The following is a 16135-nucleotide window of genomic DNA, read 5'->3' on the forward strand; positions in this document are numbered from 1 at the left end:
ACGTCCGTGTAGCGGAGCTGTGACGCTGTGTTCCCTTTCTCCCGCGGTCGTTCGGACGCGACGCACCCTGTGGACGCCCTGGCCGCCCGCTAGGGTGGCAGGCGTGTCGTACGTAGGACCGGACTTCGATCCACCCCAGCCCCGCCGTCCCCGCCGCGGCCCCCTCACCGTCGCGCTCGCCGCGCTCGTGCCGGGGGCGTTGCTCGGGTGGCTCGTGTACGAGGCCGTGGGCGGGTCGGGCGACGACGGCAAGGGCTCGGACCAGGCGACGGTACGGTCGTCCACGGCGGGTACGTCCCCCAGTGTCGCCGCTTCCTCACCCAGCGACGACGCCAAGCAGCCGGACAGCCCCAAGCCGACCCTGGCCTCCCCCACTTCCTCCGCGCCCGCCGCCTCAGCGCCCGCCGCCTCCGGTTCCCTCAGGGGCAAGGTCATCGTGATCGACCCGGGCCACAATCCCGGCAACTTCCAGCACACGGCCGAGATCAACCGCAAGGTGAACATCGGGACGAACTACAAGGAGTGCGACACCACGGGCACGTCCACCAACGCGGGCTACACGGAAGCCCAGTTCACGCTGGACGTCTCGCACCGGCTGAAGGCGCTGCTGGAGAAGCAGGGCGCGACCGTGAAGCTGACCCACGACAACGGCTCCCCGTCCTGGGGCCCTTGCGTCGACCAGCGCGCCCGCATCGGCAACGACGCCCACGCCGACGCGGCGATCTCCATCCACGCGGACGGCGCGGCGGCCGGTGACCGCGGCTTCCACGTCATCCTGCCGGGCATCGTGCACGCGGGCGCCGCCGACACCCGCGCCATCGTCGCCCCCTCCGCCGACCTCGGCGAGCGCGTCGCGGGCAACTTCGTACGCGTCACGGGCGAACCGCCGTCCAACTACATCGGCGACGGCACCGGTCTCGTCACGCGTAAGGACCTCGGCGGTCTCAATCTGTCAACGGTTCCCAAGGTGTTCATCGAGTGCGGCAACATGCGCGATAGCAAGGACGCGGCACTCCTCACCAGCGCCACCTGGCGGCAGAAGGCCGCACAGGGAATCTCTGAGGGAATCGTGAGTTTCCTGCGCGGTTAGCGGCGGGCGGGCTGGTCCCGGCAGACACCCTGGTCGGGGGGACGATAGTGTCTACCGACGACGAGACGACTGATCCGAAGGACCTGAAGTGAATATCCGCTCCCTCACTCGAGGCGACGGCGTGGTGATCGGGGCAGCGGTGTTGCTGTTCATCGCGTCGTTCCTCAAGTTCTACTCCGTCGACGCCATCAGCGGTTATGACGCGAACGCGTGGGACGACCTCGGTACCGGCCTCGGCCTCTACATGGGCGGCGTGATCGGTGCCGCCCTGATCGTCGTCAACCGCGCACTGCCGCAGCCGCGCAAGGTCGTCGGACTGGACCTCGGCACGGTGGGCACGGCGTTCACGGTCCTCGTCGCATGGGCCCTGTTCTGGACGCTGGTGGACATCCCCACCGGGGGCAGCGCCGCCGCCGGCCTCATCCTCGGCTTCATCGCCGCGCTCGTCCTCGCCGGCGCCGCCATCGCCACCCCCCTCGTCCCCGCCCTGCAGGCCGCTCTCGTCCCGGCGCCCAAGCCGCAGGTGACGCAGCAGCCCTACGGGGCTCAGCCGCCCGGGGGCTACGGATACCCCGGCGGCCAGCAGGCTCAGTACGGCGGGCAGCCGCAGACGGGACAGCCCTATGGGGCCGCCGCTCAGCCGCAGCCGGCGCAGGCGCAGCCGCCGACCGGGGAGTTCTCGCCGTTCTGGTTCGCCGTTCCGGTGCCGCGGCCGCTGTTCGCGGAGGACGGTTCGCCCACGCCGATCGCCGAACTCGCCCCGGGTACCTGGTACCTGGCCGTCGAGCAGCGCGGTCCGGCTCTGGTCGCGCAGACGCAGGACGGGCGGCGCGGCGTGCTGCAGGACACCTCCGGGATTCAGCGCGGCTGAGCCGCCTCGACGTCGTTCACGGCCTCTCGCCCTTCCGGGCGGGGGGCCGTTGTCGTACAGTCGCAGCCGCCGGTCCCGAAACTGACGGACCGTCAGATGGGAGGCGTCATGCGACTCGGGGTCGCTCTCGGTTACTGGGGCCGTGGTCCCTCCGCCGATCATGTGCCGCTGGCCCAGGAGGCCGAGCGGCTCGGGTACGACTCGGTGTGGACCGCCGAGTCGTGGGGGTCGGACGTCTTCACGCCGCTGACCTGGATCGCCGCTCAGACGTCAAGGATCAGGCTGGGGACGGCCGTTGCGCAGATGGCGGCCCGCTCGCCGACCACCACCGCGATGCACGCCCTCACCCTCGACCATCTCTCCGGCGGCCGGGTCATGCTGGGGCTCGGGCTGTCGGGGCCGCAGGTGGTGGAGGGGTGGTACGGGCGGCCGTTCCCGAAGTCGCCGCTGACCGCGACCCGGGAGTACGTGGACGTCGTACGGCAGGTGTTGCGCCGGGAGGGGCCGGTGGCGCTGGACGGGCGGTTCCACTCGCATCCGTACCGGGGGGAGGACGGGACCGGGCTGGGCAAGGCGCTGAAGCCGATCACGCATCCGCTGCGGGCCGATCTGCCGATTCTGCTCGGGGCGGAGGGGCCGAAGAACGTCGCGCAGACGACGCGGATCGCCGACGGGTGGCTGCCGCTGTACTGGTCGCCGACCCGTCCCGAGGTGTACGAGGCCTCGCTCGCCGACGCTCCGGAGGGGTTCCTCATCGCGCCCATGGCTCAGGTCCGCGTCTGTGACGACGTGCGCGAAGGGCTGCTGCCGGTGAAGACCATGCTCGGCTTCTACATCGGCGGGATGGGGCACGCGGCCCGGAACTTCCACGCCGATCTGATGGCGCGGATGGGGTACGAGGAGGAGGCGCGCCGGATTCAGGAGCTGTTCCTGACCGGGCGGCGCGAGGAGGCCGTGCTCGCCGTGCCGGACGCCTTCGCCGACGAGATCTCGCTGGTCGGCCCACGGGAACGCATCGCCGAGCGGCTGGAGTTGTGGCGCAAGGGCCCGGTGACGGACCTCCTCGCCCTGGCTCCGGACCCGCATACACTGCGGGTACTGGCGGAGCTGAACTCCTAGGGCTGCCGCGTACGAAATCAGCCGGGTTTCATTCAGAAACCGGCGGCAATCCGCAAGGTATGTCTCGATACAGCAGCGGCAATCGAGCCGGGGCGGTCATAGCGATCGTCGCCGACATCATGGCCCTCATCCTGGGCCTGTGGATTCTCATGTACCTGCTGGACGCCAACCGCGCCAACGACCTGGTGCAGTTCGTCCACAACGCGGCCAACTGGCTGGCCGGCTGGTCCCGCGACCTCTTCACCTTCGACAAGGCCTGGGCCCGCGTCATCGCAGGCTACGGCCTCGCAGCAGTCGTCTACCTCTTCGTCGGCCACGCCATCGCAGGCCGCATGCAGCGCCACTGACACGCACGCCGAACGGCCACACACCGGCCCCCGCCCCACCCCCGCACCAGTCCGTCACGCGACCCGGGGGCCTGGGGGGCACCCCCAGACAACACAGCACCTTCGACAAGGCCCGGGCCCGCGTCATCGCAGGCTACGGCCCGGCAGCAGTCGTCCACCTCTTCGTCGGCCACGCCATCGCAGGCCGCATGCAGCGCCACTGACGGCTCGACGGAGGGCAGCGCCGCTGAGGGATCGGCGGATGCAGCGGCGCTGAGGAACCCCCGTCACGCCCTCAGTCGCAGCAGTCCGTTTCCAAGCCCCTCGGCAGGTGGTCGCCGCCGAAGACCGCGCATGTGGCCTCGTGGCCGCCGAGGGCGGCGACGGCCAGGAGGAGGGAGCCGGCCGTCCAGGTGGTCAGTTCCTGGGGCCAGATGGCCTTGTCCTCGAAGACGTAGCCGGTCCAGTACAGGCCGCTCTCCGCGTCCCGCAGGTGCTGGATGGACTGGAGCACGTCCAGCGCCCGGTCGGACTCGCCCATCGCCCAGAGGGTGAGGGCGAGTTCGGCCGACTCGCCGCCCGTGACCCACGGGTTGGGGACGACGCAGCGCACCCCGAGACCGGGCACGACGAAGCGCTCCCAGCCTTCCTCGATACGGGACTTGGCCTCGCTGCCGGTCAACGCGCCGCCCAGCACGGGGTAGTACCAGTCCATCGAGTAGCGGTCCTTGTCGAGGAACCGCTCCGGGTGCCGGCGTATCGCGTGCCGCAGCGCGCCCACCGCCAACTCCCAGTCGGGCTGCGGCTCTTCACGCTGCTCGGCGATGGCGAGCGCGCAGCGCAGGGCGTGGTGGACGGAGGAGGAGCCGGTGAGGAGGGCGTCCGTGGTGGACGTGCCGTCGTCCTCGCCCTTCCAGCCGATCTGTCCGCCGGGCTGCTGGAGCCGGAGGACGTACTCGATCGCGGCGTAGACGGCGGGCCACATGCGGTCGAGGAAGGTGTCGTCGCCGGTGGAGAGGTAGTGGTGCCAGACACCGACGGCGATGTAGGCGACGAAGTTGGTCTCGCGGCCGCGGTCGGTGACGTCGCTGAAGTCGCCGTCGGCGTAGGCCGCGTACCAGGAGCCGTCCTCGTTCTGGTGCCGGGCGAGCCACTCGTAGGCCCGCTCGGCGGCCTCGTGCTCACCGGCGGCATCCAGCGCCATCGCGGCCTCGGTGTGGTCCCAGGGGTCCAGATGGTGACCCCGGAACCAGGGGATCGCGCCGTCCTCCCGCTGCTGGGCGAGGATGCCGGCGACGGTCGCGGCGGCCTGCCCGGCGGTGAGGACCCCGGGCAGGACGAGGTGTTCTGTCCGGGGGGTGGTCACTTGGCGTCCACCGCCGGAAGGTGCGGCTTGGTCGCGTAAGCCACGAAGCTCTTGCCTATGAGCGGGTTCAGCGCCTGCTCGGCGACCCGCGTGGCCAGGGGTTTCTTCATGATGTCCCAGACCAGCAGCTTGTGGTACGCCTGCACGGGCAGCGCCTTGTCGTTGTCGACGCCGAACGCGCACTTGAGCCACCAGTAGGGGCTGTGCAGGGCGTGCGCGTGGTGGGTGCCGTACGGCTCGAGCCCCGCTTCCCTGATTTTCGCGAGCAGTTCGTCCGCCTTGTAGATGCGGATGTGGCCGCCCTCGACCTCGTGGTAGGCGTCGGACAGGGCCCAGCAGACCTTCTCGGGGCCGTAGCGCGGGACGGTGATCGCGATGCGCCCGCCGGGCTTCAACACCCGTACCATCTCGGCGAGTACGCCCTTGTCGTCCGGGATGTGCTCCATGACCTCGGAGATGATCACGACGTCGAAGGACTCGTCGGGGAAGGGCAGGGCGAGGGCGTCGCCCTCCATGGCGGTGGCGGTGGCTCCGGCGGGGGCCTCCCCGGCCTCCTTCATCGCCGCGAACCACTTGGCGACCTCGCGGATCTCCTCACCGTTCTGGTCGAGGGCCACGACCTGGGCGCCGCGCCGGTAGCACTCGAAGGCGTGCCGGCCGGCCCCGCAGCCGAGGTCCAGGACGCGGTCGCCCGGGGCGAGCGGGAACCGGGAGAAGTCGACGGTCAGCACGTGGCCCTGCTTTCGGAGTCTGCGTGGGGTTCGAGGGTGGGGGTGGTCTCCGTCGCGGCCGCTGGTTTCGCCGCGACTGGTGGTACGGACGCGGCCGTGCTCGCCGGGGGTTGAGCGGCGGACCTCGCCCCGGCCTTCGCGCCGCGCGCCCCGGCGATGGCGGCACGGTAGTGGGCCACGGTGCCCTCGGCGGCCTTGGCCCAGGTGAACCGCGCCAGTACCCGCTCACGTCCGGCCCGGCCCAGCCGTACGCGCAGTTCGGCGTCGCCCAGCAGCCGGCTCAGCGCGGTAGCGAGCGCCCCCGGGTCCCCGGGCGGCACCGCGAGGCAGGTCTCGCCGTCGCGGCCGGCGACCTCGGGGATGGCGCCGCCGGTCGTGGCGACGAGCGGCGTGCCGGTCGCCATGGCTTCGGCGGCGGGCAGCGAGAAGCCCTCGTAGAGCGAGGGCACGCAGGCGACCTGGGCCGAGCGGACGAGGTCGACCAGTTCGGCGTCGGAGATGCCCTTGACGAACTCGACGGCGCCCTCGAGGCCGTAGCGCTCCATCGCCTGCGCGACGGGGCCCTCGGCGGGCCGTGTGCCGACGACGACGAGGTGGGCCTCGGGGTGCTCGGTGCGGACCTTGGCGAGCGCCTCGACGAGGAAGACGAGCCCCTTGAGCGGCACGTCCGCGCTGGACGTCGTCACGATGCGCCCCGGGACGACCGGGACCGACGCGTCGGGCGAGAAGAGGTCGGTGTCGGCGCCGATGTGGACCACGTGCATACGGTCGTCCCGTACGCCGAGTTGGTCGACGATCTCCTGGCGGGAGGTGCCGGAGACAGTGAGCACGGAGGGCAGCCGGCGGGCGACACGCTTCTGCATGCGGGTGAAGGCGTACCAGCGCCGCTTGGACAGACGCTGCTGCCAGGTCTCGGCGGCGTCCAGCTCCAACTGCCGGTCGACGGTGATGGGGTGGTGGATGGTGGTGACGAGTGGCGCGCCGATGTCCCCCAACAGGCCGTAGCCGAGGGTCTGGTTGTCGTGCACGACGTCGAACTCGCCGCGCCGGGCGCGCAGATGGCGGCGGGCGCGCAGGGAGAACGTCAGCGGCTCGGGGAAGCCGCCGGTCCACATGGTGGCGACCTCCAGCGCGTCGATCCAGTCGCGGTACTCGTCGCGCTTCGGGGTGCGGAAGGGGTCGGGCGAGCGGTAGAGGTCCAGGCTCGGCAGCTCGGTCAGGGACAGGCCGTCGTAGCCCTCGTCGAGGACGGGATAGGGCTGGGAGCCGATGACCTCGACGCGGTGGCCGAGGCGGGCCAGTTCGCGTGAGAGATGGCGGACGTAGACACCCTGGCCGCCGCAGAACGGGTTCCCTTTATAGGTGAGGAGCGCGATGTGGAGCGGTCGCTCGCCGTCGGCGGCGGGATCCTCCTGGCGGCCCGCCTGACTGGCCTCAGCGGTCACTCTGGGCCCCCTTCTGCATGCATTGTCCCGCGAGATTACGCCGGGACGCTAATCTAGAACAAGTTTCAGACTTGATCGTCCAGGAGGCTCTGAATCTACCGGGCGGTAGGGGAGCTGTGAGCAGTGGATCAGGTGATTCGCGCCACGACGCACGCCCTGCCATGCTCGGTGCGATCACCAGCCCTCACCGAGTGTCACGGAACGGGATCCATGCCTGTGGAAGCCAAGCTCGAAGCCACCGGGCGCCCAGCCTCCCCGCCCCTCACGGAGCGGCAGGAGGCGCGCCGTCGCCGCATCCTGCACGCGAGTGCGCAGTTGGCCAGCCGGGGCGGTTTCGACGCGGTGCAGATGCGGGAGGTCGCCGAGTCCTCGCAGGTGGCGCTGGGCACGCTGTACCGCTACTTCCCGTCCAAGGTGCATCTGCTGGTCGCCACGATGCAGGACCAGTTGGAGCACATGCACGGCACGCTCCGCAAGAAGCCCCCGCAGGGCGAGACGGCGGCGGAGCGGGTCGCGGAGACCCTGATGCGGGCCTTCCGCGCCCTGCAGCGGGAGCCGCATCTGGCCGACGCGATGGTCCGCGCCCTGACCTTCGCCGACCGCAGCGTCAGCCCGGAGGTCGACCAGGTCTCCCGTCAGACCACGGTGATCATCCTCGACGCGATGGGCCAGGACAACCCGACCCCCGAGCAGCTCTCCGCGGTCCGCGTCATCGAACACACCTGGCACTCGGCCCTGATCACCTGGCTCTCGGGCCGCGCCTCCATCGCCCAGGTGAAGATCGACATCGAAACGGTATGCCGCCTGATCGACCTGACGGCTCCCCAGAACAAGCCCTGACCTCCATCCGCCCATTCTCCAACGGGAATTGTGGCTCTCCCCCGCCCCCCGCAGGATCGACTCCGAAGCGAACGGCCGTCGAGGAGGCATGATGAAGGACATCGATCCGCAGGATCTTGCCCGGCGTCACATGAGGTGGTGGGCGGCGGCCTGGATCAGGACCGACTACATGGTCCCGGGCGCCTGAGCGGCGGCCAGTCGCAGCGCCTCGGCCGTCGCCGGGTCGGCCGGCAGGAACGCCTCCAGCTTCAGCTCGGAGAGGGTGATGTCGACGGCGGTGGCGAAGGTCGTCACGGTCGTCATCAGGTGCAGATCGCCGTGCGAGGAGGACACAAGCAGCGGTACCGCGAACCCGAGCTGTCCGGCTGAGGGCTCCAACTCAAGCACGTATTCCGTGAGTTCGGCACGCAGGTCCGGCAGATGGTCCAGGCGCACCAGGATGTGCCGTGCCCATTCGGCGAGGTTGCGGATGCGCGGAGCCACTCCGTCGGGGTGCAACGCGAGACGGTAGACGTTGGCTCCCGGGCCCAGCAGCTCGGGGGCCGCGCCTTCCGTGATCACAGCGAAGGCGCGGTTGGCGGCGATCAGGTCACCCCGCCCGTCCACCACCAGCGCCGGATACGGCTCGTGCGCGCGCAGGATGTGCTCGATCGCAGTGCGCGCGGGCGCCAGCACGGGGTCGTCCAGCGAACTCTCGGGATACGCGGGCGCGTAACCGGCGGCCAGCAGCAGCTCGTTGCGCTCTCGCAGCGGCAGCTCCAGCGACTCGGCCAGCCGCACGACCATGTTCCGCCCCGGCACCGATCTGCCGGACTCGATGAAGCTGAGGTGCCGCTGGGTGGTTCCCGCCCGCAGCGCCAGGTCGAGCTGGCTGATACGACGGCGGGTACGGCGTTCGCGCAGGGCGCTGGGGAAGTCCACGGCCCCGTTCTACCTGCGGCGCAGGGCGCCGGACCATTCCCCGCAGGGAATTGTCGCCGTGTCCCACCGGTCGCGAGCATCGACGGCATGGACATCGGCGTACTGCTACCGACCGGAACCGCACAGTGGGGCCCGGCCGACGACCCGCGCGAGCTGATCGCCTTCGGCCGCCGGGCCGAGGCCGCGGGATTCTCCTCGCTCTTCGTCAACGACTCCCTGGTCAGTCCACGCGTGGAGGCCCTGACGATGCTGGCCGCGCTCGCCCCGGTGACCGGGACGGTGAGCCTGGGCACGGCCGCCCTGCTGCCCTTCCTGCGCCGCCCGGTGCAGACGGCCCAGTCCCTGGCCTCGGTCGACCTGCTGTCCGGCGGCCGGCTCGTGGTGACCGTCGGCGCGGGCTTCCCCGGCCGCTTCGGGCGCCCCCTCTACGCCCTGTCCGAGGTGCCGTGGCCGCGCCGTTTCACCCGCCTCGACGAGACCGTCGCCCTGTGGCGGGCCGTGTGGGACGGCGCGGGCTCCTTCCACGGCGACCTGCTCCACTTCCCCGAGCTCCCGCCCGCGACCAGACCGTCACGGCCCGGCGGCCCACCCATCTGGCTCGGCGGCGCGACGCCCGCCGCCCTCGCCCGCACGGGCCGGATGTACGACGGCTGGCTGCCCTACCCACCCGACCCCGCCGACTACGCCTCCGGTCTCCGGGCGGTCCGCGATGCGGCGGCCGACGCGGGTCGCGCGGCCCAGGCCATCACCCCCGCCCTCTTCATCACGGTCCGCGTCGACGACGACGCCCCAGCCGGACACCGAGCCCTGGACGCCTACGCCCGGACCGTGTACGGCATGCCGCTCGAGGAACTCCGGAAGATCCAGGCCCTCGTCACGGGACCCACGGACCACGTCCTCCAGCACCTGGAACGGTACGTCGCCGCCGGCGCCCGGCACCTCGTCGTCCGCCTCGCCGCGCTGGACCTGCGCTCCCAGCACGAACAGCTGGAACGGCTCGCGACTCTCCTCCCCGCCGTACAGGCGGCGGCAGCTCCCATGACACCGACGTGAGGGCGCCGGCGGGTTCGGCGCCGTAGTCGTGGTCGACGAACAGGATGAGCAGGGCCGTCTGGTCCTCCGCGGCGGCCTCGGCAACCGTAACCTCCAGGGTGGGCAGGTCGGAGGGCTCGAAGAGCAGCAGCTCGTCGAAGACGGGGCAGGTGACGCCGTCGACGATCCGCTCCCCCTTCGGCTCGCCGTCGTGCACCACGATCTCGCGGCCGCCCCGCTGTCGAGCCGTACGCACGCGTTGCCGAAGCGCCCGAAGATCTCGCCCTCCCCGTCCGGGAGTCCGGGGTACGCCTTCGCCCAGTTCCGCAGGAACTTGGGCGAGCGCGGCGTCGTAGCACCACACCGCGCCCGGCCTCACGTCCGGGAAGTGCGAGCACCAGCCTCACAGGCGCCTGTTACTCGTCCTCCGGTGGGAACACCGCCTCCCCGCTGCCCAGTAGCGTGATCACGATCGCCTCCACGGGGCAGTTCTCGGCGGCGTCCAGGATGCGTTCGTTGGCGTCGGTCTCCGGGTCGACCGGGTGGGACTGCATGGCGGAGTCGAGGCGGAACGCGCCCGTCGCGCGGTGGACGCACTGGGCCGAGCCGATGCAGACGGAGCGGTCGACCTCGACGTGCCAGCGGTCGCCCATGGCGGCTCAGCCCTCCCAGCCGGCCGGGAGATGGATCATCTTGTGTTCGAGGTACTCGCCGTAGCCCTCGGGCCCGAACTCCCGCCCCAGACCGGAGTTCTTGTAGCCGCCGAAGGGGCCGAGCATGTCCAGGCTGAAGGTGTTCACGGAGTACGTGCCCGTACGGACCTGCTTCGCGACCTCGATCCCGTGCGCCACGTCCGCCGTCCACACGCTGCCGCTCAGCCCGTAGTCGGAGTCGTTGGCGATCTTCAGGGCCTCCGACTCGTCGCCGTACGGCAGCAGGCAGATCACCGGGCCGAAGATCTCCTCCCGGGCGATCCGCATGGAGTTGTCGACGTCGCCGAACAACGTGGGCTCGACGTACCAGCCCTTGTCGAGACCCGGTGGACGCCCCCCGCCGGTGAGGATCTTCGCGCCCTCTTCCTGCCCGATGCGGATGTAGTCGAGATTGCGCTGCTGCTGGCGCCGGGCCACCAGGGGGCCGACCTGGGTCGCCGGGTCCAGCGGGTCGCCGACCACCAGCGCGCTCGCCGCCGCGGAGAAGGCCTCGGCGAACTCGTCGTAGCGGGAGCGCGGCAGCAGGATGCGGGTCTGGGCCACGCAGGCCTGGCCGTTGTTCATCCAGGCCGCCGGGACGACGCCGGCCACGGTGGTCGCCACATCCGCGTCCGGCAGGACGACGGCGGCCGACTTGCCGCCCAACTCCAGCGTCACCCGGGTGAGATGGCGGGAGGCGACCTCCATCACGCGCTTGCCCGCGGCCACCGACCCGGTGAAGGCGACCTTGTCGATGTCCGGGTGCCCGACGAGGTACTCGCTGACCTCACGGTCCGCGGGCAGGATGGACAGGACGCCCTCCGGCAGCCCGGCCGCGCGGGTGATGTCGGCCAGGATGTACGCGTCCAGCGGCGACTCCGGCGAGGGCTTCAGAATCACCGTGCAGCCGGTCAGCAGCGCGGGCGCGAGTTTGGCGGCGGCGACGAACTGCGGCACGTTCCAGGGCACGACGGCGGCGACGACCCCGACCGGCTCCCGCCGCACGAGGATCTTCCCGAGGACACCGTCCCGCTTCTCCTCGTACGTGAAGTTCCGGGCGACCGTGATCGCCGCGTCCCAGACCATCATCGCGCCGAGCGCCTGGGCGAGGACGCTCCAGGAGTACGGCGACCCGTTCTCGGAGGAGATCACCCGGGCGAGCTCCTCGTGACGGACGGCGATCGCGTCCTTGATCCGGCTGACGACCTCGATCCGCTCGTCCAACGACATCCGTGGCCAGGGCCCCTCGTCGAAGGCCCGCCGCGCCACGGCGACGGCCCGGTCGACGTCCTCCCGAGAGGCGTGCGGCACCCGCCCGATGACCTCCTCGGTATGCGGCGAGATCACCTCGATGACGTCCCCGCCCAGGGGATCGGTCAGTTCGCCGCCGATGAACAGCTGTCCGTGTTCCACGAGCTCGGCCATCGCCACTGCCCTCGTTTCTGACGGTGTTTCAGAAACTGATACCAGTTCCACTTCAACTAGGCCAGACCTCCTTCGCAGGGTCATGGGCGTTGCCGCGCTTCGGGTCATTGTGAAACGGGTTCTAGTTATAGTGGGCGGTGGCCGTGGAGCGGAGGGTGGATGGTGGAGACGTTCGATCATGGTGGGGGTGTGCGGTCCGTTCGGGTGCCCATCCCGGACAATCCCCTCGGCCACACGCTGGTCTATGTCGTCGACACCGACCGGGGGCCCGTGCTGGTGGACACCGGCTGGGACGATCCCGCGTCATGGGACACGCTTGTTCAGGGGCTCGTCGGCTGCGGGACGGCGGTCGAGGACATCCACGGGGTCGTGATCACCCATCACCACCCCGATCACCACGGACTGTCGGGCAAGGTACGGGAAGCCTCCGGCGCCTGGGTCGCGATGCACGCGGCCGACACCGCGATCGTGCGGCGCACCCGGGAGACCCAGCCCGGACGGTGGTTCTCGTACATGTCCGCCAAGTTGACGGCGGCCGGGGCGCCGGAGGAGCACGTGGCGCCGCTGCGCACGCCCCGACCCCGCACCACCCTGCCCGGTTTCTCACCCGCCCTGCCCGACCGGGAGATCGTGCCCGGCGAACTGCTCGACCTGCCCGGCCGGCGCCTGCGCGCGATCTGGACACCGGGCCACACGCCGGGGCATGTGTGCCTGCATCTGGAGGAGGAGCACCCAGCCCAACTCCCAGGCATGGGACGGCTGTTCTCCGGGGACCACCTGCTCCCGGAGATCACCCCGCACATCGGCCTGTACGAGGACCCCGACGACGCCACGATCACCGACCCGCTCGGCGACTACCTCGACTCCCTGGAGCGTGTCGGCCGGCTGGCCCCCGCCGAGGTGCTCCCCGCCCACCAGTACGTGTTCACCGACGCGGCAGCCCGCGTACGGCAGTTGCTCGACCACCATGAGGAACGGCTCACCGACCTGCGCTCCCTCCTCGTCGAACCCCTCACGCCCTGGCAGCTGGCCGAGCGGATGGAGTGGAACCGCCCCTGGGACCAAATCCCCTACGGATCACGGAACATCGCGGTCTCGGAGGCCGAGGCACACCTGCGACGACTGGTGAAGCTGGGGCGGGCCGAGGCGGTGACGGGGAGCGATCCGGTGACGTACGTGGCCGTCTGAGGCCGCTTCCTGTGCTACCACGTCCGTATGGATCATCTTCTCGCCGAACGCGCCTGTGAACGTCTGATCCTCGACTTCGTCCACCGACTCGACCTCGGTGAACCCGCCTCCGTGGCCGAGCTGTTCACCGAGGACGGGGTGTGGGAGTGGCCCCCACCCGGGGACGGACGCCGGTCGGAAGGGCGGGAGGCACTGCGGGCGTACTTCGGCGCGCGTCCCTCGGACAAGCTCTCACGGCGGATCATGTCCAACATCCGCGTCACGGTGACGTCCGAGGACACGGCCGAGGCGACGTCGTACTTCACCACGTACCGGATCGAGGGCTGGGACGGCGCCATGGTGCCGGCCGGCGCACCCGTGCAGGTCGGTCACTACGAGGACACCTTCCGGCGCGTCGACGGGCGGTGGCTGCTCGCCTCCCGGACGTTGCGGCTGCCGTTCGGCGGGCCCACGCCTCGGCAGGGGCGGGGCGCTCTCGAAGCGGTGCGTACCGACCGGACGCCGTTCGTGCGGTTCGCGGACGGCAGCGAACCGCCGCTGTCGCAGGGGGTGCGTGTCGGGCCGTTCCTCTTCACCTCCGGGCAGGGGCCGTTGGACCCGGTGACCGGGGAGATGCCGGCGGACTTCGGCGCGCAGGTGCGGCAGGTGCTCGCCAACGTCGAGGCCGTCGTCGCGGCGGGGGGCGGCGACCGTACGTCGATCACCCGCTGCACCTGCTACCTCGCCGATCCCTCCCACTTCCCCCAGTTCAACGCCGTCTACCGGGAGTTCTTCGCCGACTGCACTCCGCTTCCGGCCCGTACGACGGTGGTGGCGCGGCTGGTGCGGGAGGGGGTGCTGGTGGAGGTGGACGCGGTGGCGGCACTCGGGTGAGCGATGAGCGCCTGGAGTCGTGGAGGTGAGTGGGCGTCAGTCGTCGCTGCCCAAGGCGTAGTCGAGCCCCTCGTCGTACGACATCGCCGTACCCTCCGTGTAGGCCTGCTCGTAGGCGTCGTCGCCGACGCGGGCGCGGATGCGGTGTTCGCGGGTGTGGCGGGCGGCGAGCAGGTCGGGGGAGTCGAGCTGGGCGCGGCCGAGGAGTTCCCAGACGCGTCGGCTGATGCCGTGCAGACGGGCGGCGCGCCGAGGGTCGTCGCCGACGGCCTCGGCCTCGGCGAGGGCGTCGAGGGTGTAGGCGGTACCGAGGGTGTTGTGCACCAGCCGGTTCCCGGTCAGCGCGGTACGGCAGTTGCGGCGGGCCGCGTCGATGTCGCCGCGTACGACGTCCGTCTGGGCGGTGATCGCGGCGTTGGTGGCCCCCACCCAGAGTTCGCCGCACCGCCCGCTGATGGCGCGGAGTTCCTCGGCCGCCGCACGCGCCTCGTCGAACGCGCCGCTCATCAGGTGGGCGTAGACGGCGGTGATACGGGCCTCCAGCAGCGCCGCTCCCCGCCAGTCCCCGCCCACGGGCAGCCGGGACACCTCCGCCAGTGCCTCGATCGCCTCGGGCTGCCGACCGCTGACGGCCAGATACGCGCCGACGTTGTAGCAGGCGGCCCCGATGGAAAGAGGATCCCCCAGACGTCGGGCCGCGTCAGCACACCGGACCGCCCAGTCCCGTGCCACCTCCAGATCCCCCTGGGTGATCGCCACGGCGGCGCGCGCCCACAACGCGAGCACCAACTCGGGCGCCGACGCGGGCGCTTCCAACGGACGGGCGAAGTCGCGGACCTGTCCCAGGTCGACGGGCCAGGCGCTTCCCGGTCGTTCGCCGAGCGCCACGTCCAGACACCGCTGGGCGTCTCGCATCGAGCCGCAGTGCCGCCACAGGAACCCCACCGTCCCGGCCATCTCCAGCGCCACCCGGTCCTCCGGTTCCGTCAGCGCGTGGTCCACCGCCGCCCGCAGATTGGCCTGCTCCGCGAACACCCGCTCGCACCAGGCGACTTGACGGCCCGAGTTCCAGTCGGAGCACGCCTCGCGCGCGAACCGCCGGTAGTGGTCCCGGTGCCGTCGCCGTACGTCCGCCTCCTCGCCCAACTCGCGCAGCCACTCGGCGCCGTACTCCCGCACCGTGTCCAGGAGCCGGAAACGCTCGGGGTCGGCGGGGTGACGCAGCACGATCGACTGCCGGGTCAGGCGCAGCAGGACCTCCGCGACCCGGTCGGCGGACAGCGGACCGCCCGCGCAGACCCAGGTGGCGGCGCCCGTGGTGAACGTACCGGCGAAGACCGACAGCCGGGCCCACAGCAGGCGTTCGAGCGGCTCGCACAGTTCGTGGCTCCAGCCGATGGTGGTGCGCAGGGTCCGGTGGCGGGGCGGCCCCTCGCCGGGCTCGGCGTCCGTGGAGAGCAGGTCGACGCGGGAGCGGAGGCGGTCGGTGAGAAGCTCGTGGAGCTTGGCCAGGGGCTGGACGGCCAGCCGTGCGGCGGCGAGTTCGAGGGCGAGCGGGATGCCGTCGAGGGCACGGCAGATGTCGGTGACCAGGGGGCGCGCGTCCTCGTCGAGGGCGAACCCGGGGTCGACGGCGACGGCCCGTTGCACGAACAAGGCTTCGGCGTCGGCCTGTTGACGCCCCTCCGGGTCCCCCACCGGCAGCGCGTCGACGGCCAGGACCCGCTCCCCGGGCATCCCCAGCCGCTCCCGGCTGGTGGCGAGGACGCGCAGTCCCGGCGCGGCCGCCAGGAGATCGGCGACCAGGGTCACGCAGTCCGTCAGCAGGTGCTCGCACGAGTCGAGGACCAGCAGCAGCCGTTTGTCGCGCGCCCACACCGACAGCGCTTCGATCGCCGAATCGGTCGACTGATCGACGAGCCGCAGCGTCTCCATGACGGCCAGCGGCACCTGGCCGCCGGCGCGGAGCGCGGACAACTCCACCAGCCACACGCCGTCGGGGTGGACGTCCCGGGCCGCTCCGGTCGCCCGCAGCGCGAGCCGCGTCTTGCCGACCCCGCCGACCCCCGCGAGGGTCAGCAGCCGGCCACCGCTCACCAACTTCTCTCCCAGCCAGGCAAGTTCGTCTCGTCGTCCGACAAAGGGGCGGCTGTCGGGCGGCAGGTTCCCCGGACCGGGTGCGTCCTTCTTCCCAGGCACGTCGACAGTGTGGTCGT

General features: G+C 71.2%; 15 protein-coding genes and 1 pseudogene. 9 read left to right on the top strand and 7 right to left on the bottom strand.

Annotation, left to right across the window (positions count from 1 at the left end):
* Positions 1-103 precede the first annotated feature (103 nt).
* The 4 genes from ABZZ74_RS10970 (at position 104) to ABZZ74_RS10985 (ending at position 3427) form a co-directional block, all read left to right on the top strand.
* Complete coding sequence (locus tag ABZZ74_RS10970; protein WP_356763371.1) at positions 104-1090, top strand: N-acetylmuramoyl-L-alanine amidase; 987 nt, start codon at positions 104-106, stop codon at positions 1088-1090.
* Positions 1091-1178: 88 nt separating this feature from the next.
* Positions 1179-1961 (top strand): DUF5336 domain-containing protein, encoded by a 783-nt coding sequence (locus ABZZ74_RS10975; RefSeq protein WP_356763373.1) that lies wholly within the window; start codon positions 1179-1181, stop codon positions 1959-1961.
* A 108-nt stretch (positions 1962-2069) separates the two neighbouring features.
* The gene (locus tag ABZZ74_RS10980) at positions 2070-3080 is read left to right on the top strand and encodes an LLM class F420-dependent oxidoreductase (RefSeq protein WP_356763375.1); all 1011 of its coding nucleotides are present in this window, start codon (positions 2070-2072) and stop codon (positions 3078-3080) included.
* A gap of 59 nt (positions 3081-3139) precedes the next feature.
* Positions 3140-3427: a hypothetical protein gene (locus ABZZ74_RS10985; protein WP_133041315.1), complete on the top strand. Its 288-nt coding sequence runs from the start codon at positions 3140-3142 to the stop codon at positions 3425-3427.
* Positions 3428-3701: 274 nt separating this feature from the next.
* Here the strand turns inward: ABZZ74_RS10985 and ABZZ74_RS10990 are convergent, their stop codons facing one another.
* From ABZZ74_RS10990 to ABZZ74_RS11000, 3 genes are read right to left on the bottom strand one after another with little or no spacing between them, the layout of a single operon-like run.
* Positions 3702-4772, bottom strand: a complete 1071-nt coding sequence (locus ABZZ74_RS10990) for a prenyltransferase/squalene oxidase repeat-containing protein (protein WP_356763377.1) — start codon at positions 4770-4772, stop codon at positions 3702-3704.
* Positions 4769-5503 (bottom strand): class I SAM-dependent methyltransferase, encoded by a 735-nt coding sequence (locus ABZZ74_RS10995; protein ID WP_133041313.1) that lies wholly within the window; start codon positions 5501-5503, stop codon positions 4769-4771. The genes ABZZ74_RS10990 and ABZZ74_RS10995 overlap by 4 nt, the downstream gene beginning before the upstream one ends.
* Positions 5497-6948, bottom strand: a complete 1452-nt coding sequence (locus ABZZ74_RS11000) for a glycosyltransferase family 4 protein (RefSeq protein ID WP_356763380.1) — start codon at positions 6946-6948, stop codon at positions 5497-5499. Before ABZZ74_RS11000 ends, ABZZ74_RS10995 begins: the two co-directional genes overlap by 7 nt.
* 210 nt (positions 6949-7158) lie before the next feature.
* On the opposite strand from ABZZ74_RS11000, the gene ABZZ74_RS11005 reads away from it, so the two are divergent.
* Positions 7159-7788 (top strand): TetR family transcriptional regulator, encoded by a 630-nt coding sequence (locus ABZZ74_RS11005; RefSeq protein ID WP_356763382.1) that lies wholly within the window; start codon positions 7159-7161, stop codon positions 7786-7788.
* A 165-nt stretch (positions 7789-7953) separates the two neighbouring features.
* Here the strand turns inward: ABZZ74_RS11005 and ABZZ74_RS11010 are convergent, their stop codons facing one another.
* The gene (locus tag ABZZ74_RS11010; protein WP_356763384.1) at positions 7954-8709 is read right to left on the bottom strand and encodes a helix-turn-helix domain-containing protein; all 756 of its coding nucleotides are present in this window, start codon (positions 8707-8709) and stop codon (positions 7954-7956) included.
* Positions 8710-8796: 87 nt separating this feature from the next.
* Here ABZZ74_RS11010 and ABZZ74_RS11015 point away from each other — a divergent pair, with 87 nt between their 5' ends.
* A complete protein-coding gene (locus ABZZ74_RS11015; RefSeq protein WP_356763386.1) occupies positions 8797-9762 on the top strand; it encodes an LLM class flavin-dependent oxidoreductase in 966 nt (321 codons plus the stop codon).
* 395 nt (positions 9763-10157) lie between these two features.
* On the opposite strand, the gene ABZZ74_RS11020 is transcribed toward ABZZ74_RS11015, so the two are convergent.
* Positions 10158-10394, bottom strand: a complete 237-nt coding sequence (locus ABZZ74_RS11020) for a ferredoxin (protein WP_240868274.1) — start codon at positions 10392-10394, stop codon at positions 10158-10160.
* A 6-nt stretch (positions 10395-10400) separates the two neighbouring features.
* Positions 10401-11858, bottom strand: coding sequence for an aldehyde dehydrogenase (locus ABZZ74_RS11025; protein WP_356763388.1), 1458 nt, complete (start codon positions 11856-11858; stop codon positions 10401-10403).
* A gap of 159 nt (positions 11859-12017) precedes the next feature.
* Between ABZZ74_RS11025 and ABZZ74_RS11030 the strand changes: the two genes are divergently transcribed.
* The 3 genes and pseudogenes from ABZZ74_RS11030 to ABZZ74_RS11040 all read left to right on the top strand — a co-directional run bounded on the left by ABZZ74_RS11030 (position 12018) and on the right by ABZZ74_RS11040 (position 13919).
* Positions 12018-13046, top strand: a complete 1029-nt coding sequence (locus ABZZ74_RS11030) for an MBL fold metallo-hydrolase (protein WP_356763390.1) — start codon at positions 12018-12020, stop codon at positions 13044-13046.
* Positions 13047-13073: 27 nt separating this feature from the next.
* Positions 13074-13505: pseudogene (locus ABZZ74_RS11035) on the top strand (nuclear transport factor 2 family protein); the annotation flags it as partial.
* A gap of 48 nt (positions 13506-13553) precedes the next feature.
* Positions 13554-13919: a RidA family protein gene (locus tag ABZZ74_RS11040; RefSeq protein WP_356763730.1), complete on the top strand. Its 366-nt coding sequence runs from the start codon at positions 13554-13556 to the stop codon at positions 13917-13919.
* Positions 13920-13955: 36 nt separating this feature from the next.
* Here ABZZ74_RS11040 and ABZZ74_RS11045 read toward each other — a convergent pair whose 3' ends face one another.
* Entirely contained in the window at positions 13956-16118 is a 2163-nt protein-coding gene (locus ABZZ74_RS11045) for a hypothetical protein (RefSeq protein WP_356763392.1), read from the bottom strand.
* Positions 16119-16135: the final 17 nt, after the last annotated feature.

It is taken from the genome of Streptomyces sp. NPDC006476 (assembly GCF_040612015.1).
Classification (GTDB): Bacteria; Actinomycetota; Actinomycetes; order Streptomycetales; family Streptomycetaceae; genus Streptomyces; species Streptomyces griseorubiginosus_B.